The organism is Bradyrhizobium sp. RP6 (assembly GCF_003837805.1).
In the GTDB taxonomy this organism is placed as follows: Bacteria; Pseudomonadota; Alphaproteobacteria; order Rhizobiales; family Xanthobacteraceae; genus Bradyrhizobium.
Genome location: NZ_RQIT01000022.1, coordinates 12,258 through 31,975, shown reverse-complemented (window position 1 = coordinate 31,975; position 19,718 = coordinate 12,258). Strand labels below are relative to the sequence as shown.

Annotated in this window: 20 protein-coding genes and 2 pseudogenes; 8 read left to right on the top strand and 14 right to left on the bottom strand. The window is 64.9% G+C overall.

Going from position 1 to position 19,718, the window contains the following annotated elements; all coding sequences use genetic code 11:
• Window positions 1-31: 31 nt before the first annotated feature.
• Complete coding sequence (locus EHH60_RS29305; protein ID WP_124162849.1) at window positions 32-1,510, bottom strand: glycerol-3-phosphate dehydrogenase; 1,479 nt, start codon at window positions 1,508-1,510, stop codon at window positions 32-34.
• 34 nt (window positions 1,511-1,544) lie between these two features.
• Window positions 1,545-4,226: pseudogene (locus EHH60_RS29300) on the bottom strand (sensor domain-containing protein).
• 172 nt (window positions 4,227-4,398) lie between these two features.
• Here EHH60_RS29300 and EHH60_RS29295 point away from each other — a divergent pair.
• Window positions 4,399-5,526 (top strand): NAD(P)/FAD-dependent oxidoreductase, encoded by a 1,128-nt coding sequence (locus EHH60_RS29295; protein ID WP_124162848.1) that lies wholly within the window; start codon window positions 4,399-4,401, stop codon window positions 5,524-5,526.
• 137 nt (window positions 5,527-5,663) lie between these two features.
• Here the strand turns inward: EHH60_RS29295 and EHH60_RS29290 are convergent, their stop codons facing one another.
• Entirely contained in the window at window positions 5,664-5,843 is a 180-nt protein-coding gene (locus EHH60_RS29290) for a YdcH family protein (protein ID WP_061880823.1), read from the bottom strand.
• Between the two features lie 329 nt (window positions 5,844-6,172).
• Here EHH60_RS29290 and EHH60_RS29280 point away from each other — a divergent pair, with 329 nt between their 5' ends.
• The 3 genes and pseudogenes from EHH60_RS29280 (at window position 6,173) to EHH60_RS29270 (ending at window position 6,993) form a co-directional block, all read left to right on the top strand.
• Window positions 6,173-6,379, top strand: a complete 207-nt coding sequence (locus EHH60_RS29280; protein WP_008546179.1) for a YdcH family protein — start codon at window positions 6,173-6,175, stop codon at window positions 6,377-6,379.
• 128 nt (window positions 6,380-6,507) lie between these two features.
• Window positions 6,508-6,726 carry a hypothetical protein gene (locus tag EHH60_RS29275; RefSeq protein ID WP_124162847.1) on the top strand — a complete coding sequence of 73 codons (219 nt, stop codon included), beginning with the start codon at window positions 6,508-6,510 and terminating at the stop codon, window positions 6,724-6,726.
• Window positions 6,727-6,748: 22 nt separating this feature from the next.
• Window positions 6,749-6,993 (top strand): annotated as a pseudogene (locus tag EHH60_RS29270) (hypothetical protein).
• Between the two features lie 2 nt (window positions 6,994-6,995).
• Here EHH60_RS29270 and EHH60_RS29265 read toward each other — a convergent pair.
• Window positions 6,996-7,718: a GGDEF domain-containing protein gene (locus EHH60_RS29265; RefSeq protein WP_199752148.1), complete on the bottom strand. Its 723-nt coding sequence runs from the start codon at window positions 7,716-7,718 to the stop codon at window positions 6,996-6,998.
• 142 nt (window positions 7,719-7,860) lie between these two features.
• Between EHH60_RS29265 and purE the strand changes: the two genes are divergently transcribed.
• Both purE and EHH60_RS29255 read left to right on the top strand, forming a co-directional pair.
• Window positions 7,861-8,349, top strand: a complete 489-nt coding sequence (purE, locus tag EHH60_RS29260; protein ID WP_124162845.1) for a 5-(carboxyamino)imidazole ribonucleotide mutase — start codon at window positions 7,861-7,863, stop codon at window positions 8,347-8,349.
• A gap of 14 nt (window positions 8,350-8,363) precedes the next feature.
• Window positions 8,364-9,452, top strand: coding sequence for a 5-(carboxyamino)imidazole ribonucleotide synthase (locus EHH60_RS29255; RefSeq protein WP_502697429.1), 1,089 nt, complete (start codon window positions 8,364-8,366; stop codon window positions 9,450-9,452).
• Window positions 9,453-9,488: 36 nt separating this feature from the next.
• Here the strand turns inward: EHH60_RS29255 and aqpZ are convergent, their stop codons facing one another.
• Window positions 9,489-10,211 (bottom strand): aquaporin Z, encoded by a 723-nt coding sequence (aqpZ, locus tag EHH60_RS29250; RefSeq protein WP_124162843.1) that lies wholly within the window; start codon window positions 10,209-10,211, stop codon window positions 9,489-9,491.
• A gap of 258 nt (window positions 10,212-10,469) precedes the next feature.
• Between aqpZ and rpsU the strand changes: the two genes are divergently transcribed.
• Together rpsU and EHH60_RS29240 are read left to right on the top strand one after the other, a co-directional pair.
• Complete coding sequence (gene rpsU / locus EHH60_RS29245) at window positions 10,470-10,766, top strand: 30S ribosomal protein S21 (protein WP_008546194.1); 297 nt, start codon at window positions 10,470-10,472, stop codon at window positions 10,764-10,766.
• A 123-nt stretch (window positions 10,767-10,889) separates the two neighbouring features.
• Window positions 10,890-11,540, top strand: coding sequence for a tetratricopeptide repeat protein (locus EHH60_RS29240; protein ID WP_124162842.1), 651 nt, complete (start codon window positions 10,890-10,892; stop codon window positions 11,538-11,540).
• A 21-nt stretch (window positions 11,541-11,561) separates the two neighbouring features.
• Here the strand turns inward: EHH60_RS29240 and EHH60_RS29235 are convergent, their stop codons facing one another.
• From EHH60_RS29235 to EHH60_RS29200, 9 genes are all read right to left on the bottom strand, one after another.
• Window positions 11,562-12,485: a hypothetical protein gene (locus tag EHH60_RS29235; RefSeq protein WP_124162841.1), complete on the bottom strand. Its 924-nt coding sequence runs from the start codon at window positions 12,483-12,485 to the stop codon at window positions 11,562-11,564.
• A gap of 94 nt (window positions 12,486-12,579) precedes the next feature.
• Window positions 12,580-12,864 carry a cupin domain-containing protein gene (locus EHH60_RS29230; RefSeq protein ID WP_124162840.1) on the bottom strand — a complete coding sequence of 95 codons (285 nt, stop codon included), beginning with the start codon at window positions 12,862-12,864 and terminating at the stop codon, window positions 12,580-12,582.
• A gap of 20 nt (window positions 12,865-12,884) precedes the next feature.
• The gene (locus EHH60_RS29225) at window positions 12,885-13,982 is read right to left on the bottom strand and encodes a calcium:cation antiporter (RefSeq protein WP_124162839.1); all 1,098 of its coding nucleotides are present in this window, start codon (window positions 13,980-13,982) and stop codon (window positions 12,885-12,887) included.
• Window positions 13,983-14,031: 49 nt separating this feature from the next.
• On the bottom strand, window positions 14,032-15,366 hold the full coding sequence (locus tag EHH60_RS29220) for a sodium:proton antiporter (RefSeq protein ID WP_199752172.1): 1,335 nt from the start codon (window positions 15,364-15,366) through the stop codon (window positions 14,032-14,034).
• A 97-nt stretch (window positions 15,367-15,463) separates the two neighbouring features.
• Window positions 15,464-16,261, bottom strand: coding sequence for an alpha/beta hydrolase (locus EHH60_RS37720; protein WP_199752174.1), 798 nt, complete (start codon window positions 16,259-16,261; stop codon window positions 15,464-15,466).
• A 216-nt stretch (window positions 16,262-16,477) separates the two neighbouring features.
• Window positions 16,478-17,875, bottom strand: coding sequence for an NAD(P)(+) transhydrogenase (Re/Si-specific) subunit beta (locus EHH60_RS29215; RefSeq protein WP_124162837.1), 1,398 nt, complete (start codon window positions 17,873-17,875; stop codon window positions 16,478-16,480).
• A 39-nt stretch (window positions 17,876-17,914) separates the two neighbouring features.
• Window positions 17,915-18,232, bottom strand: coding sequence for a proton-translocating transhydrogenase family protein (locus EHH60_RS29210; protein WP_028180801.1), 318 nt, complete (start codon window positions 18,230-18,232; stop codon window positions 17,915-17,917).
• A 22-nt stretch (window positions 18,233-18,254) separates the two neighbouring features.
• Window positions 18,255-19,385: a Re/Si-specific NAD(P)(+) transhydrogenase subunit alpha gene (locus EHH60_RS29205; RefSeq protein ID WP_124162836.1), complete on the bottom strand. Its 1,131-nt coding sequence runs from the start codon at window positions 19,383-19,385 to the stop codon at window positions 18,255-18,257.
• A 137-nt stretch (window positions 19,386-19,522) separates the two neighbouring features.
• Entirely contained in the window at window positions 19,523-19,675 is a 153-nt protein-coding gene (locus tag EHH60_RS29200) for an aa3-type cytochrome c oxidase subunit IV (RefSeq protein WP_008136857.1), read from the bottom strand.
• Window positions 19,676-19,718: the final 43 nt, after the last annotated feature.

Below are 19,718 nucleotides of genomic sequence, written 5' to 3'. Positions count from 1 at the left end.
CGCCGCACGCTAGCGGCCGATCGTTCCCAGCTCAACCGGTTCGGGATGAATCGTTCACACCTGTCATGAACGCGGCCAGCGCCTCACGGTCCGCCGCGGGCATGGTCAGGCCGAGCTTGGAACGACGCCACAGGACATCCTCGGGGAAGCGCGCCCATTCGTGATTCATCAGGTAACGCACCTCGGCGCCGGTCAGTCCGGGACCGAAGGCCGGGCCGAGCTCGTCGCGGGTCCAGGCGTCACCGAGCACCGCCGGCAGGCGCGAGCCATAGGCCGCAACCAGGCGCTGAGCTTCGGGCTCCGAGAGAAACCGCCAGCGGTCGCGCGCGAGGTCGACCTCGGTGTCGAAACGATCCCAGGCGAAATCGCCGCCGGCCAGCGCTGCGCCGGCGGTCCAGGGCGGCGACATCGGATAGAACGACGTCAGCTTCGTCACCGCGCGTTCCGCGCGCAGGCGCGACGTGGTGACGTCGCCGCCGAACATCGTCAGCAGCGGCGCCTTGCGCCGGCGCGCGTGGAACAGGGTCGTGCCGTCACCCCGCCGCACGGACGCCGGCCTCAAATTGACGCCGGAGACCGTCCGGACCACGTCGGCCGGAGCGACGCGCTCGCGGAAGTAGCGGCTGGCCGCGTCGCAGAGATAGCCGATGTCGGACCCGGACATCGCCACGATGGCAGGATCGCCGGTGAAATCGTGCGTGACCGTGCCGATCAGCGTGAACTCTCGCTCGAACGGGCTTGCGAACACCAGCCGGCCATCGTTGTTCTGGAAGACGTAGACGTTGTCTGACTCGAACAGCCGCGGCACGATGATCTGGCTCATCTGCATAGCTGTCGCGGCGGGCCGCGGCTGGCGCAGGACCGTCTCCGCGACCATCGACGCCCACGCGCCCGTGGTATTGGCCAGCGCGCGGGTCGTGAGGGTGCGGCGATGGCCGCGATCGACCACGGCGAGGCGCCAGATGTCGGTTCTGTCGGCACGCACGCAGCGTGCCCCGGTTCGGATCGCCGCGCCACGTTCGGCCGCGTCCAGCGCCGTGAGCACGACAAGGCGGGAATCGTCGACGACGCAGTCCGAATATTCGAACGCCGTACCGAAAGGGCGCTTCAGCGCGTTGCCGACCGGATGGTGGGTGATGTCGAGGGTCGTCGATCCGGGCAGGCCGCTCCGGCTGGCGAGGCTGTCATGCAGGAACAGGCCGGCGCGCAGCAGCCATGGTGGACGCTCATCCGGATGCGCGGGAACAACGAAGCGCATCGGCCGGACCAGATGCGGCGCGATCCGGAGCCAGGTCCGGCGCTCGGCCAGAGCCTGGCGCACCCGCCAGAAGCCGCGGCGCTCCAGCACCGAGAGATCGCCGTGGATCAACCGCGGTGTTGCCGACGACGCCGCGCCCCCGAGATCGCCCTGCTCGAAGAGGATAACCCGCAGGCCGCGACCCGCCGCATCGCGCGCGAGGCTGACGCCGTTCAGGCCGCCGCCGATGATCGCGAGGTCGTAATCCGCCATGAAGCCGTCGAATGGAAGCGAAGCACTCCCATAACTAGCCGGTCTTCAGCGCAAGCTCCATGGCTTCGGCGCGACCGACGAGGCCGGCATATTTCCCGATCGGCAGCGGCTTGCCGAGCAGATAGCCCTGCACGCCATCGCAGCCCTCCTTGGCTAGGAAGGCGAGCTGGTCCACCGTCTCGACGCCTTCGGCGATGATCGACATGTCGAGGCCGTGGCCGAGATCGATCACCGCGCGCACGATTGCCGCCGATTGCGGGTTGCGGCCGAGATTGATGATGAATGCGCGGTCGATCTTGATCTTGTCGAACGGAAACGCCTGGAGATAGCTCAGCGAGGAGTAACCGCTTCCGAAATCGTCCATGGAGATGCGCACGCCGAGCGCCTTCAGGCGGCGCAGCAGCGCAAGGCCGCGATCGAAATCCTCGATCAGCACGCCCTCGGTGATCTCGAGCTCGAGCCGGCCCGGTGCAAGGCCCGTCTCGATCAGGATCGAATGGACGAGGCCAACCACGTCACCGTGCATGAACTGCGCCGGCGACAGATTGACCGCGACCTGGAGCGGCTTCGGCCAGGACGCCGCCTCGCGACAGGCCTCCCGCAGGATCCACTCGCCCATCTCGACGATCAGGCCGCTCTCCTCGGCGATCGGAATGAATTCGGCGGGCGAAACCTGGCCGCGCACCGGATGCTGCCAGCGCGCCAAAGCCTCGAAGCCGATGATCTCGCTCTCGCCGACGCTGTGGCCCGCCGCCCCCTGCGGCTGGAAGGCGAGCGAGAGCTCTCCGTTCTTGACCGCCATCGAGAGGTCCTGATGCAGCACGCGGCGGTCGCGGATCTGCTGGTCCATCTCCGGCTGGTAGAGGCTGATCGTGCCGCGCGACTTCTGCTTGGCGCGGAACAGCGCCGCGCCGGCATTGGCGAGCAGCGAGGCGCCATCGGCGCCATTGTGCGGAAAGACCGACATGCCCGTGGTGATGCCGGCGCGGACCGGCCGGCCGTCGATCTGGAATTCCCGGGCGACGGATTCGCCGATCTGCCGCGCCAGTGCGAGGCCCGCCTCAGGCTGCTTGCCGTCGATGATCAGGCCGAACTCGTCGCCGGACAGGCGCGCCACCACGCCGCCACGCGCGGAGTCCTGGAGCCGATGGGCCACCTCGATCAGGAGCTTGTCGCCGAGCGCATGGCCGAAGACGTCGTTGACCTCCTTGAGGCCGTCGAGATCGACGCAGAGCACGGCGAACTCCTCGCCGGTGCCTTCGCAGGCCTCGATCATCTGGGTCAGTGCCTGCAGGAAAGCGGCGCGGTTCGGCAGGTCGGTGAGGCCGTCATGATAGGCCATGTGCGCCATGCGCGACTCGGTCTGCCGGCGATCGGTGACGTCCTCATGGGTCTTGATCAGATATTGCGGCTCGCCGGCATCATTGAGCACGGTGGCGCGGCGGGTCAGGAACAGCCGCAGGCCGTCCTTTGTGGAGATCGGATGCTCCTCGGTGATCATCCCGCGCTTCTTGATCGCGGCCTCGTCGCGCGCGATGATCAGCCTGGCTTCCTTGGGGTTGAAGATGTCGGAAGCCGTCAGGCCGGTGGTTTCCTCGCGCCTGCGGTTGAGGATCGTCTCCGCGCTGCGGTTGGCGAGCAGATAGCGGCCGTCCTTGACCTGCTCCACGATCAGCGCAACCGGGATGTTGTCGACCACGAGCTCGAGGAACTTCTTGGTGCTCTCCAGTTCCTGCGACAGCGAGCGGCGGTCGGTGATGTCCTCGAACACGATGAGCAGAAATTCGGGCTTGTTGCTCTCGTTGCGCACCACGATCCGGATCGAGGCGACCATGCACCGCGCACCGGCACGGTCGACCTCGAACTCATTGCGGTACTGGCCATCCGGCGAACTGAGCGCCGCCCGGTCGGCCGCCTCGATGCTGGCCGCCGAGCCCGGCGCAAACAGCTCCTGCGCGTTCCTGCCGACGGCGAAGTCCCGCGACAATCCCCAGAACCGCTCATAGGCGCTGTTCGCAAAGATGTATCAACCGTCCTCGATGTTCTTGGCTGCCACGCAGGCCGGCACATGGTCCAGCACCGATTCCAGGAATTGCTTGGTCGAGGCAAGCTGCCGCGACAGCTTGCGCTGGTCGCTGACGTCGAGATGGGTCGCCACCGAGCCACCGTTCGGCAGCACGAAATATTTCACCAGGATGGCCCGCCCGTCCGGCAGTTCGGTAATCAGGCCGTTGGGGCTTGCCGCCTTGTCGTAAAATTCGTCGTCGGAGGCGCCCAGCACGCCGCGCCTGCGTCGCAGCTCGAGGAGTTCGCGGCCATTCATGCCGGGTCGGACATCCGACCGCGTCAAACCATAGATCTCGAGGTAGCGGTCGTTGCAGAAGATGACGCGGCGCTGCGCATCCGTCATCACCACGCCCTGATTGAGATTGTTCATGGCGGAGGAGATGAAGGCATTGCGCCGCAACTGCAAACGCCGGGTCCGGCGCAGCGACGAATGGATCCACAGCGCAATCGCGGCGAGGAACGAGCAGACGACGATGCCGGCGATCAAGATCTCCCAGATTACGTTGGGATCGAGCTTGGCGAGATCCGGAGCGGAGAGGCCGTTCGACAGCGCAAAGGCGCGGGCCGGCGCGCCCGCACCGGCCAGGCATAGGAGGGCCTGCACAGCAATCGAAAGCGTGCTGCCCACGTGCCAGTTCTTCTCAGCCATCAGCCACCCGCGATTTCAACGTCGGATTGTCTGGCCTCGCGGGTTTGGATCGGGTAAACGCCTGTAGGCACAACAGAATAATGTGACGTGAAATACGGCAATTGCCCTGACATGATAAATGCTTTCTTAACGGAAAATTCCCCTGTGCCGCCAGCGGACTTCCTGCACAACCATGGATAGGGTCGATTGCATCGTCATCGGAGCCGGCGTGGTCGGGCTCGCGGTGGCCCGGAAGCTCGCCCAGGCCGGGCGCGAGGTCATCGTGCTCGAGGCAGCCGAGGCCATTGGCACCGTCACCTCCTCGCGCAACAGTGAGGTGATCCATGCCGGTATCTACTACCGCGCCGGAAGCTGGATGGCGCGCATGTGCGTCAGCGGCAAGCACGCGCTGTACCGCTACTGCGCCGAGCGCGGCATCCCCCACAAGAATTGCGGCAAGCTGATCGTCGCGACCAATGCGAAGGAAACCGAGAAGCTGCAATCGATCAAGGCGCATGCCGAGGCCAATGGCGTGCTCGACATGCAGCTGCTCACGGGCGAGGCCGCGCGGGCGCTGGAGCCGGCGCTCGCCTGCGATGCTGCGCTGCTGTCACCGTCAACGGGCATCATCGACAGCCACGCCTACATGCTTTCGCTGCGCGGCGAGGCCGAGGATGCCGGTGCGGCCTTCGCGTTTCACACCCCGCTGATCCGCGCCAAGGCGACTGCCGGCGTCATCGAGGTCGAGGCCGGCGGCGAGGCGCCGATGACGCTGCAATGCAGCCTCCTTGTCAACGCCGCGGGGCTGTCGGCGACGAATGTCGCGCGCAACATCGACGGCATGCCGCTGGACCGGATTCCCCCGGCCTATCTCGCCAAGGGAAATTACTTCAGCTGCAACGCCAAGGCGCCGTTCTCGCGCCTGATCTATCCGGTGCCCGAGCCGGGCGGGCTAGGTGTCCATCTGACGCTGGACATGGCAGGGCAGGCACGTTTCGGGCCCGACGTCGAATGGATCGAGACGATCAACTACGAGGTCGATCCTTCACGCGCCGAGCGCTTCTATCCGGCGATCCGCAAATACTGGCCGACGCTGCCCGATGGCGCGCTGATGCCGAGCTATTCGGGCATCCGCCCGAAGATCGTGCCGCCGGCCGTGGCCACACAGGACTTCTTGATGCAGGGCCCGCGCGATCACGGCGTTGCAGGACTGATCAATCTGTTCGGTATCGAATCCCCGGGATTGACGTCGTCGCTCGCGATCGCCGATCACGTCGCAGAGCTCGCGGACATCCAGAACGCTATCGAGCGAGGTGAATAGCGGTTCGCGTCGAGAAACGACGTCCCGGCAGAGCTGGCGCTAGGCAAACATCTTGCGCCATCTTGCAGCAGGGATGAGCACGAATGCTCTCATCCCTGCGTAAGGATGTGATCAACTCTACGGTGTTACGGGGGTGGTTAGTGGAGCGTGTCGCCGTGCTTCAGACGCTCGATCTGGTCCTTGACCATCAACTTCCGGCGCTTCAACTCAACAATTTGCAGGTCGTCTGTTGAAAGGTGCACGAGAGCTTCATGCAATTCGTTTTCGAGAAGTTTGTGCTTCCGCTCCAATTCAACAAGATGTGCCTGAATTGTCATTCGAAACCTCCTCGGTAGGTTGAACCTTAGGATTCGATCCGGACAAGCAAGTCTACATCACCGATTCGTCCTGTCGATGGGTATCCGTCGTCGCAGTGTCATTTTTGAAAGTTCATATGTAACGAAGCGTGACTAAGGGAACCGCGCGCGAAAGATCCATGATATCAATGCGCCTGCGCAACGCCGCGTCGGCCTGCAGAAATATGTTGCGGGAGACCGGCGCGCGAGGATCGCAGATCGCTTGCGATCACGCCGCGCAAGGACGATAATTTCCACAAGGCATCCACAGCCTTTAATCTCACGCTTATCGGTTTTCGGCCACCGCAGACATGACCAATGAAGACGAGCGTGAGCTCGAAGCCGAGCTCACCCGGTTGCAGCAGGAACACCGAGATCTGGACGCCGCGATCGATGCACTGCATCAATCGCCCGCCCCCGACCTATTGCGGTTACAGCGGTTGAAGAAGCGCAAGCTGTTGTTGCGTGATCGCATCGCGTTCATCGAAGACCAGATTACCCCCGACATCATCGCCTGATCCGTGAGCCGGCCTGCGTCGCGGCTCGCCCACATGAATCCGCTTGACTCAAATAGAACAAAAGAGGAACATTCCGGAGCGCCCAATTCTCCGAAAACGCCAATGCTCACGGCACGAGGACAACGCAGATGTCGGCAACGCCCCTTCTCGACAACAGCCATTATGAACAGGCTTGCGATCAGGCGATCGCGATGTGCGACGGCAATCTGCGCAGCACCATCAAGGCGCTGATCATGGCCAATGAATATCTGGAAGCCGAGCTGGAGGAATTGCAGGCGGCGATTTCCGCCGGCTGCATTCCTGAGACCTCGCGCAGCAAGATGCGGAGCAAGAGCAGCGCCGCCTGATTTTCAAAACTGGAGCAACGCCATGTCGGATGTGACCTACTACGTTGCAATGCCCTTTTTGATCGACGCCGACGGCTCGCCGGTCGCGGGCACTGCCGAGGAGTGCCAGACCTCGACCGCCGCGTTGCGGCGCGCCGAGATATTGGTGCCGGCCATATAGGCGCGGTCGCGTTCAGCCGCAGCGGCGATCCCCTGACCGGCGAATTCGGCGACGCCAGGCTGCTGCGCAAATTCGGCAACGTGCCGGAGGATCTGGGGGCACTGTAAGTTCAGCTGCTGACCAGCCTGATCGCTGGCTCGTGCCGCCGACGCGCCTTGCGCACGTACATGGCGGCATCCGCCTCCTCCAGGGCACGGCCTGCGTCGGATTGCGCCCCCAGCAGCGCGACGCCCGCGGAAGCGCCCGCGGTCACGTGTTGGCCGCGAAAGACGAAGGACAATTCGTCGATCGCCTGCTCGAAGGCCGCGGCCTTCGCCTTGGCGTCGGTCTCGCTGAGATTCCAGAGCAGCAGCGCGAACTCGTCGCCCCCGAGCCGGCCGACCACGTCAGAGGCACGGACCTGTCGTGTCAGCGTGGCGACGATCGCCTTGAGCACCTCGTCACCGGCGGCATGACCGAACGAATCGTTGATCGGCTTCAGCCGATCGACGTCGAGCACGATCAGTGCCCCGCTGGCGCGGTAGCGCTTCATATAGGCGATGGCGCGCGCGAGCTCGCGCTCGAAGCCGCGCCGGTTGGGAATGTCGAGCAGGAAATCGGTGTCGGCCGCAGCTTCCAGTTCCGCGACCCGGCGCTGCGCCTGCTTGAGCTTGGCTCGCAAGCCCCGGATTGTCGCGCTGACGTTATCCTCGGCTGCGCCATCGCCCGAGACGGCGCGCCGCGGGGGCTTCGCCGGACGCTTGGTCAGCCGTTTGGGGGCGGATCGGCCGGCGCTGGTCTTCCGGCCGTTTTTTTTGGCCTTCGCAGCACTCGCCCTTTTTCGTTTCTTCATGGGCATCCTGCTCAATGAAGGCTTGCGGGGATTCACCAAGACAGGATAGTGGATTCCCTTCTCCTTGCCACCGCCTTGCGAGCCGCCGGCCGGAACCGTAGATCTGGCCTATGTTTCTGTTTTTCCGGGCACAATTGATGTCATGACCGCGCCGATCGCCATCATCATGGGAAGCCAGTCGGACTGGGACACGATGCGGCATGCCGCCGACACGCTTGAAGCGCTCGGCATTGCCGCCGACAGGCGCGTCGTCTCGGCTCATCGCACGCCCGACCGGCTGTTCGCTTTCGCCAAGGGCGCCAAGGCCGCAGGCTACAAGGTCATCATCGCCGGCGCCGGTGGCGCTGCACATCTGCCCGGCATGGCGGCGGCGCTGACGGAACTTCCCGTATTTGGCGTTCCCGTCGAATCCAAGACGCTCAAGGGCGTCGATTCGCTCTATTCGATCGTCCAGATGCCAGCGGGTGTCCCGGTCGGCACCCTCGCGATCGGCAAGGCCGGCGCGATCAATGCCGCGCTGCTTGCAGCCGCCGTGCTGGCATTGTCCGACCCGGCGCTGTCCGATCGCCTCGCCGCCTGGCGCAAGGCGCAAACCGAGGCGGTCGCCGAGCGCCCGGAGGACAAGGCGTGAGCGGCACCAGGCATATGAAACTGAAGCCCGGTGACACCATCGGAATTCTCGGCGGCGGACAATTGGGCCGGATGCTGGCCATGGCTGCGGCCCGGCTTGGCCTGCGCTGCCAGGTGTTCTCGCCGGATCCGGACTCGCCGGCTTTCGACGTCGTGCTGAACGCGACCTGCGCCGAATATGCCGATGTCGAAGCGCTCGAGCTGTTCGCGAACGACGTCGACGTCATCACCTATGAATTCGAGAACGTGCCCGCAGCAGCCGCGATGGTGCTGGATGCGCGCCGACCCGTGCTGCCCGACCGCAAGATCCTCGAGACCACCCAGGACCGGCTCGCGGAGAAGGATTTCGTCACGCGGCTCGGCATCGGCACCGCAGCCTATGCCGACGTCACCTCCGTCTCCTCACTGCGCGAGGCGATCGCCAGGATCGGCCTTCCGGCCGTGCTGAAAACCCGCCGGTTCGGTTATGACGGCAAGGGGCAGGCCATCATCCGCGAGGGCGACGACATCGCGAAAGTGTGGACCAGCCTCGCCACCAAATCGGCGATCCTGGAAGCCTTTGTCCCGTTCGAGCGCGAGATCTCGGTGATCGCCGCCCGCTCGACCACAGGCGAGGTCGAATGTTTCGACGTCACCGAGAACGAGCACCGCGACCACATTCTGAAGATATCGCGCGCGCCCGCGCCGATTCCGGCTGCGCTCGCGGAGGAAGCGCGCAGCATCGCCGGCAAGATCGCAGGCGCGCTCGACTATGTCGGCGTGCTCGCTGTCGAGATGTTCGTGCTCGCCAATGGCAGCGGACCGAGGGTGCTGGTCAACGAGATCGCGCCGCGCGTGCACAATTCCGGGCACTGGACGCTCGATGGCGCCTCCGTCTCGCAGTTCGAGCAGCACATCCGCGCCATCGCCGGCTGGCCGCTCGGCAAGCCCGTGCGCCACGGCGAAGTCGTCACCATGACCAACCTGATCGGCGACGAGATCAACGATTACGAAAGGTGGTTGAGCGTGCCGGGCGCGACCGTGCACATCTATGGCAAGGGCGCGCCGCGCCCCGGCCGCAAGATGGGCCATGTCACCGAAGTCAGGCCGTCAAGGGGCAAATGAGGGGACCGCAGCTGCTGGCCGCGATCCCCTTTGCGATTACGCCGCCTTCACGCCCGCGACGACGCCGGTGGGCTCCTCGCTGAGCCAGCGATAGATCACCCCGCCCAGCGCGCCGCCGATCAGCGGTGCAACCCAGAACAGCCAGAGCTGTGACAGCGCCCAGCCGCCGACAAACAGTGCCGGGCCCGTGCTGCGCGCCGGGTTCACCGAGGTGTTGGTGACGGGAATGCTGACGAGATGGATCATCACCAGCGCAAGCCCGATCGCGAGCGGTGCAAAGCCCGCCGGCGCGCGGCCATGGGTGGCGCCCATGATGATGAACAGGAACATCATGGTCATCACCACCTCGGTGAGGAAGCCGGCCATCATGCTGTACTGACCGGGCGAATGCGCGCCGTATCCGTTCGACGCGAAGCCCTTGCTGACGTCGAAGCCGGGCGCCCCGCTGGCAATGACATAAAGCAGCGATGCGGCCACGATCGCGCCTGCCACCTGGGCGACGACATAAGGCAGGATCTGGCCGGCCGGAAAGCGGCCGCCGGCAGCGAGACCGACCGTGACCGCCGGGTTGAGATGGCAGCCCGAGATGTGGCCGATCGCATAGGCCATGGTGACCACGCTCAACCCGAAGGCAAGGGAGACGCCGACAAGGCCGATACCGACCTGGGGGAAGCCGGCCGCAATCACCGCACTTCCGCAGCCGGCGAATGTGAGCCAGAAGGTGCCGATGGCTTCGGCAGCGTATTTTTTCATGTCCATTGTGGTCCCCTCATTGCAAAACCCCGGAACAAGCTCCGGTCGCCGCCCCGCCCATGGCGTCAAACCGCCCAAATCGGGGCCGCGTGGAGGTATTTTCGCCGCATTTAATGGCCGAACTTGGCCCGAAAACCCGCTTGGCCGGTGGACATCCAAGGTTTTGTCTGATACATCGGCGCGCTCAAGGTTAAGGGCTTGCGCGTTTTGCCATCCCTTTGACTTACCAGAATTCAAATCCGATCCACCTGAAGAGGATGCCGCGTGCAGGTTCTCGTTCGCGATAACAATGTTGATCAAGCCCTCAAGGCGCTGAAGAAGAAGATGCAGCGCGAGGGCATTTTCCGCGAGATGAAGCTCCGCGGTCATTACGAGAAGCCCTCCGAGAAGAAGGCCCGCGAAAAGGCCGAAGCAGTGCGCCGTGCGCGCAAGCTGGCCCGCAAGAAGCTGCAGCGCGAAGGCCTGCTGCCGATGAAGCCGAAGCCGGTGTTCGGCGCGGGCCCCGGCGGTGATCGCGGCGGTCGTGGCGGCCCCGGTGCAGGCCCGCGCGGCCCGCGCTGATTTGCCGAATCCGTAAGAGTTCAGTTTTCGATGACGCGGGCCCCTGGCCCGCGTTATTGTTTGTGAGCGGTGCCTTTCTGGGACGGGCACTACCGATGCGGCACTAGCGCGAGCGAACCGTAGATGGCCTCCCCTTTCCCCGAGCGTGGCTTGCCGCGGCTACGCCAGATCTGGCGGCAGCCGCTCGCGCTGGCCGTGATGGGGATCACGCTCTGCGGCTGCTCCTTCGATCTTGGATCGCTACTCCCTGAGAAAGACAAGCCACAGGAAGCGCCCAAGGCGGCCGCGCCCGCCGAGAGCGCGGTGAGCGCCGGCAACGTCACCGAAGCTCATGCCCATACCGCGAAGGCCCAGTCCCTGGCGAAGTCGGGCGAGACCGCGGCAGCGCTCGACGAGTTCAATCGCGCGGTCGGGCTCGATCCCTACAATGCGCAGGCACTTTATGGCCGCGCCCTAATCTACCAGGGCAAGAACCAGCACGACTTCGCGATTGCCGATTTCAGTGCCGCGAGCGGGCTCAACCCGCAAAAGGCCGAGCCGCTGCTCGGCCGTGCGATCAGCTATCTCGCGCTCGGGAAGGTCAAGGAGGCCACAGCCGATCTCGATGAAGCCTCCGAGGCCGATCCGAACAACGCCCAGGTCTGGACCACGCGCGGGCAGGCCTACGAACGGCTCGGCGACAGAGCCAAGGCGGCGGCGTCCTACACCAGGGCCGTCGCGCTTCGTCCACGCGATGAGGCCGCCCGCAGCGGTCTTGCCCGCGTCGGCGGCTGATTGCGCGGCTCAGCTGTCGCTTTAATCGGGGGTGGCGCCCTTCGGCAGCACCGCTTGGAACATCGACTTCATGCCCGACAGCATCTCGTCGGCGACATTCGTCCTCTTCGGTCGCGGCATGGCGCCACCGGCATCGGCCCGAAGGTCGAGCGGCGGTGCGATCACCGGCACGGGAATATCGGCCGGCGGCGTCACCCGAGTCGGGTCGTCATTGCCGATCGTGGCCGTGTAGGACGGGCTCCCTTGTGAGGCGCCACCATTGCCATAGGCCTCGGATGAGGGCGTCGACACCGTGATCGGCGGCGGCAGCGGGCGGACCGTGGACGGCTCCGCGGTGATGACACGAGGGGCTTCCGGCGTGCGGGCGGCTTCTCGCACCGCAGGCTCCGCCGGCCTCTCGGCCGGCTTGGTTTCGGCCGATTTGGCTTCGACAGATCTTGCCTCGGCGGCCCTGCCCTCGGGCGACTTGCGCAACCGCTCGATGGCGGCGCGCGCGAGATCGTTGGCGTCGGGGGTCGGGGCCGGGGTGACAGCAGTCGACGCCGAATTGGCCTCCACGATGGCCGGAGCCGGGTTCGACTTGGCGGCGGCTTTCTCACGCGCGGGCGTACGACCCCGCGGGCTGGTTTCGGCGGGGGCCACGTCTGCGGCCTTGGTCTCGGCAGCGGGCTGATGATCGGCGGGCTTCTCGGCTGCCTTGTCCGTCCCGCTCTTCTCGGAGATGCTCTTCTCCGAGATGCCCTTGGCCTTGACGCCGTGCACGGGGAGGTTGGCGGTATCGGTCGGCTTGCCCTCGCTGCCAGGCTGGGCCGGCGCCGTCACGGCTGACGGAGCATCGGGGGCGGGCTTGGCGTTGATGTAGTGGTTAACGATGTACGCCCCGATGATCGTCGCGAGCACCGAGGGGAAAATATCCATCGAGATTTTAGCGAGGTATTTCAGCATTTCTCGGCCACTCCCCGCGCGATCTGATGCGGGAACTTTAGGGCATTGTGAGGGATCAACTGCGACGGATCAATGGCAAAGGGTAACGCCGAACTTACGGCTTCAGCTCGATTTCAAGGAACACGATCTCAGTTGAGGTTTCGTTAAGTACATCATGTTGGACGCCGGCCTTGCGGAAGTAGGATTTTCCGGCCGCGAGCTGCGCCTTGGACCGTTCGCCACTGGGCGCCACGATGGTCATCTCGCCGGCGGCGACGGGAACAATCACATAATCCATCCCATGGGTGTGATGCCCGGTGGCGCTACCCGGGGCGAGCCGCCATTCGGTCACCCGGACCTGCTCGTTGTCGATCTGAACCTCGGACTTGGCGGCAAGCATCGAAACTCTCCTTTTGCACTTCAGGGCACGAAAACCATGAACACGTAGACGGCAAATACCACCATATGGACCAGTCCGAACAGGACATTGGTCCTGCCCGTGCCGAAGGTCAGCATACTCAGGAAGAAGGTCAGCAGCAAAAGCACGCTGCCCTGGGCGCTGAGGCCGAGTTCGAGCTCCTTGTCGAGCGCGTAGGTGGCGACGCCGACGGCAGGGATCGTCAGACCGATGGTCGCCAGCGACGAGCCGAGCGCAAGGTTGATGCTCTTCTGGAGATCGTTCCTGCGGGCCGCCGCGATGGCCGCGACCCCCTCCGGCATCAGGATCAGCAGCGCGACCAGAAGGCCGGCGAAGGCCGACGGCGCACCGATCCTGGCGCCGACGGCATCGACCACAAGCGAGAATTTCTTGGCCAGCAGCACGACCGCCAGAAGCGAGACCAGGAGCAGCGCGACGGTGAGCGCGAGCGCCCCGGCCGACAGGTGCACCTCCCCGCCCTCGCCCTCGGCCCGTTCATGAACGAAGTAGTCCTTGTGCAGGACGGTCTGGGTGTAGAGAAACACTCCGTACAGCGCGAGCGTAACCACGTCGACGAAACCGAGCTGAACCGCCGAATAGACCGGCCCCGGCGTGGTCGTGGTGTAGTTCGGCAAGATCAGCGTGATGGTCGCGAGCGCGAACAGCACGCTGAGATAGACGTTGGCTCCCGAGAGCTGGAAGCCCTGCTCGCGATAGCGCAGGCCGCCGATGAAGATGCAGAGGCCGACGAGGCCGTTGCAGACGATCATGACGACAGCGAATACGGTGTCGCGCGCCAGTGCCGGGGCAGGCTTGTCGCCCAGCATGATCGTGGTGATCAGCGCGACTTCGATGATGGTCACCGAGAGCGTCAGCACCAGCGTGCCATAGGGTTCGCCGACCCGCTCCGCGATCACCTCGGCATGATGAACCGCGGCGAACACGGTGCCGAACAGGATGACCAGAAGGACGACGGCGAAAACGAATCCGGCAAACGACAGCGTGAACACATAGTCCGTCGCGCTGACGGCTGCGAACAGCAGCACGGCCAGCGCCGGGAAGACCCAGGCCGACCGGGGCATCGGACTATGCGCGCTCATCCACCACTTCCATTTGCTTGAATGAGCAGTAGCAAATCAGGAGCGAGATTCAATGCCAGTGCAGGATCGGCGCCACCGGCAGCAGCGTCAGCAGCAGGAACAGGGGGATCAGCACGACACCCGCGCGCAGGAGATAGCCGAAGAAGCTCGGCATCTCGATGCCGTTCTCGCTGGCAATGCTGCTGACCATGAAGTTCGGCGCGTTGCCGATATAGGTGAGCGCTCCCATGTAGACCGCCCCCATGGAGATCGAGGCAAGCGTGCCGGAGAGCTGATGCATCAGCACTTGCGCATCCCCGCCGGCGAGCTCGAAGAACAACAGATAGGTCGGAGCATTGTCGAGGAGCGCGGACATCAGGCCGGTGAACCAGAAATAGGCGACCTCGCGCGGCGCGCCGTCCGGCGCCGTCACCGCAGACAGCAGCCAGGCGAACGCACCGTGATGGCCGGCATTGAGCATGGCAATGACCGGAATGATGGCGACGAAGATGCCGGCGAACAGCTTTGCGACCTCGCGGATGGGCTCCCAGGTGAAGCCGTTGGCCTGCCGGTGCTCGTCCGGCGTGAGCCACACCGACAGCGCCGCAATCGCGAGCAGCACCAGGTTGCGGGCGATGTCCTCCAGCTCCAGCCTGGTGCCGAGAATGTCGAACGCAATGCCGGGCTTCCACATCGCCGAGGCCAGCAGACTGGCGACGATGGCCGCAATCAGCACCAGATTGACGAGCCCGCGGATGCGCACCGGCTGCTCGGGGCCGGCACCGTCGGGCGGCGGCTCGCTCCGGAAGCGCCAGATATCGACGACCACGAACATCGCGAGCAGCAGTCCGGCTACGATCGCGGTCTGCAACCAGAGGGCCCGCGTGGTCCAGAAGAAGTCGACGCCGTGCAGGAAGCCGACGAAGAGCGGGGGATCGCCGAGCGGGCTCAGTGCGCCGCCGACATTGGCCACCAGGATGATGAAGAAGATGACGACATGGGTGTTGTGGCGCCGCGGCCGGTTGGCGCGGATCAAGGGGCGGATCAGGATCATCGCGGCACCCGTGGTGCCGACGACGCTCGCCCCCAACGTACCAAGCGCGAGGATGCCGGCATTGATCGCCGGCGTCGCCTTGATGTCCCCGGTGATGAGGACGCCGCCGGCCACGACATAGAGCGAGAACAACAGCACGATAAAGCCGAGATATTCGACCAGCACGGCGTGAACGAGCGCCGCCAGCGTCGCCATGCCGCCGGCAAAGATGACGAGCGAGGCGAGCGCCAGCAGCGACCAGGCCGCGGCGATCTTGCCGTAATGGTGGTGCCAGAATTTTGCGAACAGCAGCGGGCCCAGTGCGATCGACAGCAACAGGCCGGCAAAGGGCAGCGCATAGGGCCAGCGCATCGCCGCGCCGTCGAGCCCGGTCGCGGCCCACGCCTGATGAGGCAACAATGTCAGGATGGCGACGAGGGCCTGGCTCCAGAGCCGCGTGACGAGCCGTTTAGGATCCAATGAATTGCCTTGCCTTTTCGACCGCACCGAAGGCGTCGAGATTGTCGTGTCCGCCACCCGCAAAGCGAACGAACTGCTTCGGTTCGCGCGCGAGCGCGAACAGACGCTCTCCGAACATGATCGAAATGACAAGGTCATTGGTGCCATGCATCACCAACAGCGGCACCGTGACGCGCGCGATCCGTTCGTCGGAACGAAACTGGTCGCGCATCAGGAGGCGCACCGGCACGAACCGGAATGCCAGTGCGGCGATGTCGACCGTCGAGGTGTAAGGCGCCTCCAGGATCAGCCTGCCGATCGGGAGTTCGGATGCGAGCGCCACCGCCACGCCCGTCCCCAGCGAAAAGCCCCAGACGACGATACGTTCCGCTCCATAGCGCGCAGTGGTGAAAGCGTAGGCGGCTGCGGCGTCGCGCAGCAGGCCCCGTTCGCTCGGTGCCCCGCTCGAGCCGGCATAGCCACGATACGACAGGGCAACGAGACCGGTGCCGTCGGCGGTCATCGCCTTGAAACGGCTGACGCGGCCGGCGAGAAAATCGCCATTGCCGGGGAAGTACAGGATCACAGGACGACCTGGCCTGGCCGGCACGTGCCAGACGACGATTCTCTCGCCGTCCGACGTGGTCAGCACATGCTCTTCCGCCTCGGGAAGACCGGCAGCATCGGGTGCGGTGCGGCCGACGGGCGGGATCGGAAACAGCATCTCGCGCTGCCGGACATACAGCACGACGAGACCGACAAGATAGATGGTCACGAGCAGGATGGCGATCCACTTGACGATGGTCATCATTGCCCGGCCCGGTCCTCAGCTGAGACTAGGGCTTGCGACGGCCCCGCAGCAATTTCATGACATCGGGCCGGAGACTCGCCGGAACGTCGCGACAGCCGCACGCCGCCTTGTGAGCAGCGTGCCATGCGATGCGCTGCTCGCGCGTCGCCTTGGGAGGCATGGGATGAGACCGGTGCCAATCCTTGTTGATGGCCGCGGTCCGTGTGCCTCGCGCTACATCGCCTTGACGATGTTCTCGGTGACCTTCTTGGCGTCGCCAAGGAGCATCATGGTGTTGTCGCGATAGAACAGCGGATTGTCGATGCCTGCGTAACCAGAGGCGAGCGAGCGCTTGATGAACATCACGGTGCCGGCCTTCCAGACCTGGAGCACCGGCATGCCGTAGATCGGCGAGGACTTGTCCTCTTCGGCCGCCGGGTTGGTGACGTCGTTGGCGCCGATCACGAAGGCGATGTCGGCCTGTGCGAATTCGGAGTTGATGTCCTCGAGCTCGAACACCTCGTCATAGGGCACGTTGGCCTCGGCGAGCAGCACGTTCATGTGGCCGGGCATGCGGCCGGCGACCGGGTGAATGGCGTATTTCACCTCGACGCCTTCCTTCTTCAGGATGTCGGCCATCTCGCGCAGCGCGTGCTGGGCCTGCGCCACCGCCATGCCGTAGCCGGGCACGATGATGACCTTGGAGGCGTTCTTCATGATGAAGGCCGCGTCGTCCGCCGAGCCGAGCTTGGCCGGCTTCTGTTCGCCGGTTCCCCCGCCGGCCGCGGCGGTCTCGCCGCCGAAGCCGCCGAGGATGACCGAGATGAAGGACCGGTTCATCGCGTGGCACATGATGTAGGACAGGATCGCGCCGGAGGAGCCGACCAGCGCGCCGGTGATGATCAGCGCGGAATTGCCGAGCGTGAATCCGATGCCGGCCGCGGCCCAGCCGGAATATGAGTTCAGCATCGAGATAACGACCGGCATGTCGGCGCCGCCGATCGGGATGATCATGAGCACGCCGAGCGCCAGGGCGAGGATGACGATCATCCAGAAATCGAACGCGCTGCCTGACAGCACCAGGCCGACGATGAAGAACACCAGCGCCAGAGCCAGCGCGATGTTGATGATGTGGCGGAACGGCAGGATGATCGGCGCACCGCTCATGCGCGCCGACAGCTTCAGGAACGCGATCACCGAGCCGGTGAAGGTCAGCGCGCCGATGGCGACGCCGAGCGACATCTCGACCAGGCTCTGCGGATGGATGTTGCCGGGGGTCCCGATGCCGAAGGCCTCGGGCGCGTAGAACGCGCCGGCCGCGACCAGCACCGCGGCCATGCCGACCAGCGAGTGGAAGGCGGCGACCAGTTCCGGCATCGAGGTCATCGGCACGCGGCGGGCGATCACCGCGCCGACGCCGCCGCCGATCGCGACCGCGAGGATGACGAGGATCCACGCGACGCCGTCGGCCGGCGGATGGCTTGCGAGCGTGGTGGCGACCGCAATCGCCATGCCGATCATGCCGAACAGATTGCCCTGGCGCGACGATGCCGGGCTCGACAGCCCGCGCAGCGACAGGATGAACAGCACCCCCGCCACGAGATACAAGAATGCAGAGAGATTGGCGCTCATCTCAGGTCCCCATTGATCCCTTCAGCCCGAGGTGGCCGCTCACTTCGACTTCTTCTTGTACATCGCCAGCATGCGCTGGGTGACAAGGAAGCCGCCGAAAATGTTCACGCAGGCGAAGACGAGCGCGACGAAGCCGAAGCCGCGCGCCCAGCCCGAGCCGCTCGAAATCATGCCGACACCCACCGCGAGCAGCGCGCCGACCACGATCACCGAGGAGATCGCGTTGGTGACGCTCATCAGCGGCGTATGCAGCGCCGGCGTCACCGACCAGACGACGAAATAGCCGACGAAGACGGCGAGGACGAAGATCGACAGCTGGAAGATGAAGGGGTCGACGAGCTGTGCTGCATGCTCCATGGCGGCTCTCCTTAAACCCGATTTAAGATGATTTGGGCTGGAAGTTCGGGTGGATCACGGCGCCGTCTTTCGTCAGCGCAGTGGCCTTGACCAGTTCGTCGTCCCAGTTGACGGCGAGCTTCTTCTCTTTCTTGTCGACCATGGTCTCGATGAAGGAGAACAGATTGCGGGCATAGAGGCTGGAAGCCGAAGCCGCGACTCGGCCGGCGACGTTGGTGTAGCCGACGATCTTGACGCCATCGACATCGACGACCTCGCCCGGCTTCGCACCCTCGACATTGCCGCCGCGCTCCACGGCGAGATCGACCAGCACCGAACCCGGCTTCATCGACCTGACCATGTCGGCGCTGACGAGCTTCGGCGCCGGCCGGCCCGGAATCAGCGCGGTCGTGATCACGATGTCCTGCTTCTTGATGTGCTCGGCGGTGAGCGCGGCCTGCTTGGCCTGGTACTCCCGGGACATTTCCTTGGCGTAGCCGCCGGCGGTCTGCGCGTTCTTGAATTCCTCGTCCTCGACCGCGAGGAATTTCGCGCCGAGCGATTCGACCTGCTCCTTGGTGGCGGGACGCACGTCCGTGGCCGTGACGACGGCGCCGAGACGGCGCGCGGTCGCGATCGCCTGCAGGCCGGCGACGCCGACGCCCATCACGAACACCTTGGCCGCAGGCACGGTGCCGGCGGCCGTCATCATCATCGGGAAGGCGCGGCCGAAGGCCTCGGCGCCCTCGATCACGGCGCGGTAGCCGGCAAGGTTCGCCTGCGAGGAGAGCACGTCCATCACCTGCGCGCGGGTGATGCGCGGCATCAGCTCCATCGCGAATGCGGAGATGCCGGCATCGGCCATCGTCTTGAGCGCCGCCTCGTTGCCGTAGGGATCCATGATCGCAATGACGAGCGCGCCGCGCTTGTACTGCGCGAGTTCGGACGCCTCGGGGCGCTTCACCTTGATGATGATGTCCGCGTCCTTGAGCGCGTCGGCACTGACGGTGGCGCCAGCCGCGGTGAACTCGGAATCCGGCAGGCCCGACTTGATACCCGCACCCGGCTCGACGGCAAGCTCGGCGCCCAGCGCTTTGAACTTCTTCACCGTGTCAGGCGAAGCGGCGACGCGCGGCTCCGACGGATCGATTTCCTTGGCAACGGCAATCTTCATGAGGCCTCCGGCGACGCGGGAAAAAGCGCGCACGCGAACTTAGCGTTACTCCCGCAACGTTGGATACCGGTTTTGGGACCGGCTTGAATGCAAATTTTATGGGCACCGACGACGCTGGCGGTGCGGCAGTCGATGGATCAGGTGAGGAAGATCGCCATCAGGATCACGATGAGCGCGACCGAGGCCGTGCCGTACTTCACCAGTTTGATGAAGCCCTCATAGGTCTGCTCGTGGGCAACATAGTCGTTGCCGTCGGCGGTGGTGTACGCCACTTCGCTATGGTCAGCCATGGAATGTCCCCAGTCGAAAGTCGAATTCTCGGGCTGGGATACC

Coding starts and splice junctions, on each gene's coding strand:
- EHH60_RS29305 (WP_124162849.1), bottom strand. CDS start 1,510: ATGGCGGATTACGACCTCGCGATCATCGGCGGCGGCCTGAACGGCGTC.
- EHH60_RS29295 (WP_124162848.1), top strand. CDS start 4,399: ATGGATAGGGTCGATTGCATCGTCATCGGAGCCGGCGTGGTCGGGCTC.
- EHH60_RS29290 (WP_061880823.1), bottom strand. CDS start 5,843: ATGACAATTCAGGCACATCTTGTTGAATTGGAGCGGAAGCACAAACTT.
- EHH60_RS29280 (WP_008546179.1), top strand. CDS start 6,173: ATGACCAATGAAGACGAGCGTGAGCTCGAAGCCGAGCTCACCCGGTTG.
- EHH60_RS29275 (WP_124162847.1), top strand. CDS start 6,508: ATGTCGGCAACGCCCCTTCTCGACAACAGCCATTATGAACAGGCTTGC.
- EHH60_RS29265 (WP_199752148.1), bottom strand. CDS start 7,718: ATGAAGAAACGAAAAAGGGCGAGTGCTGCGAAGGCCAAAAAAAACGGC.
- purE (WP_124162845.1), top strand. CDS start 7,861: ATGACCGCGCCGATCGCCATCATCATGGGAAGCCAGTCGGACTGGGAC.
- EHH60_RS29255 (WP_502697429.1), top strand. CDS start 8,364: ATGAAACTGAAGCCCGGTGACACCATCGGAATTCTCGGCGGCGGACAA.
- aqpZ (WP_124162843.1), bottom strand. CDS start 10,211: ATGGACATGAAAAAATACGCTGCCGAAGCCATCGGCACCTTCTGGCTC.
- EHH60_RS29240 (WP_124162842.1), top strand. CDS start 10,890: ATGGCCTCCCCTTTCCCCGAGCGTGGCTTGCCGCGGCTACGCCAGATC.
- EHH60_RS29235 (WP_124162841.1), bottom strand. CDS start 12,485: ATGCTGAAATACCTCGCTAAAATCTCGATGGATATTTTCCCCTCGGTG.
- EHH60_RS29230 (WP_124162840.1), bottom strand. CDS start 12,864: ATGCTTGCCGCCAAGTCCGAGGTTCAGATCGACAACGAGCAGGTCCGG.
- EHH60_RS29225 (WP_124162839.1), bottom strand. CDS start 13,982: ATGAGCGCGCATAGTCCGATGCCCCGGTCGGCCTGGGTCTTCCCGGCG.
- EHH60_RS29220 (WP_199752172.1), bottom strand. CDS start 15,366: ATGCGCTGGCCCTATGCGCTGCCCTTTGCCGGCCTGTTGCTGTCGATC.
- EHH60_RS37720 (WP_199752174.1), bottom strand. CDS start 16,261: ATGACCATCGTCAAGTGGATCGCCATCCTGCTCGTGACCATCTATCTT.
- EHH60_RS29215 (WP_124162837.1), bottom strand. CDS start 17,875: ATGAGCGCCAATCTCTCTGCATTCTTGTATCTCGTGGCGGGGGTGCTG.
- EHH60_RS29210 (WP_028180801.1), bottom strand. CDS start 18,232: ATGGAGCATGCAGCACAGCTCGTCGACCCCTTCATCTTCCAGCTGTCG.
- EHH60_RS29205 (WP_124162836.1), bottom strand. CDS start 19,385: ATGAAGATTGCCGTTGCCAAGGAAATCGATCCGTCGGAGCCGCGCGTC.
- EHH60_RS29200 (WP_008136857.1), bottom strand. CDS start 19,675: ATGGCTGACCATAGCGAAGTGGCGTACACCACCGCCGACGGCAACGAC.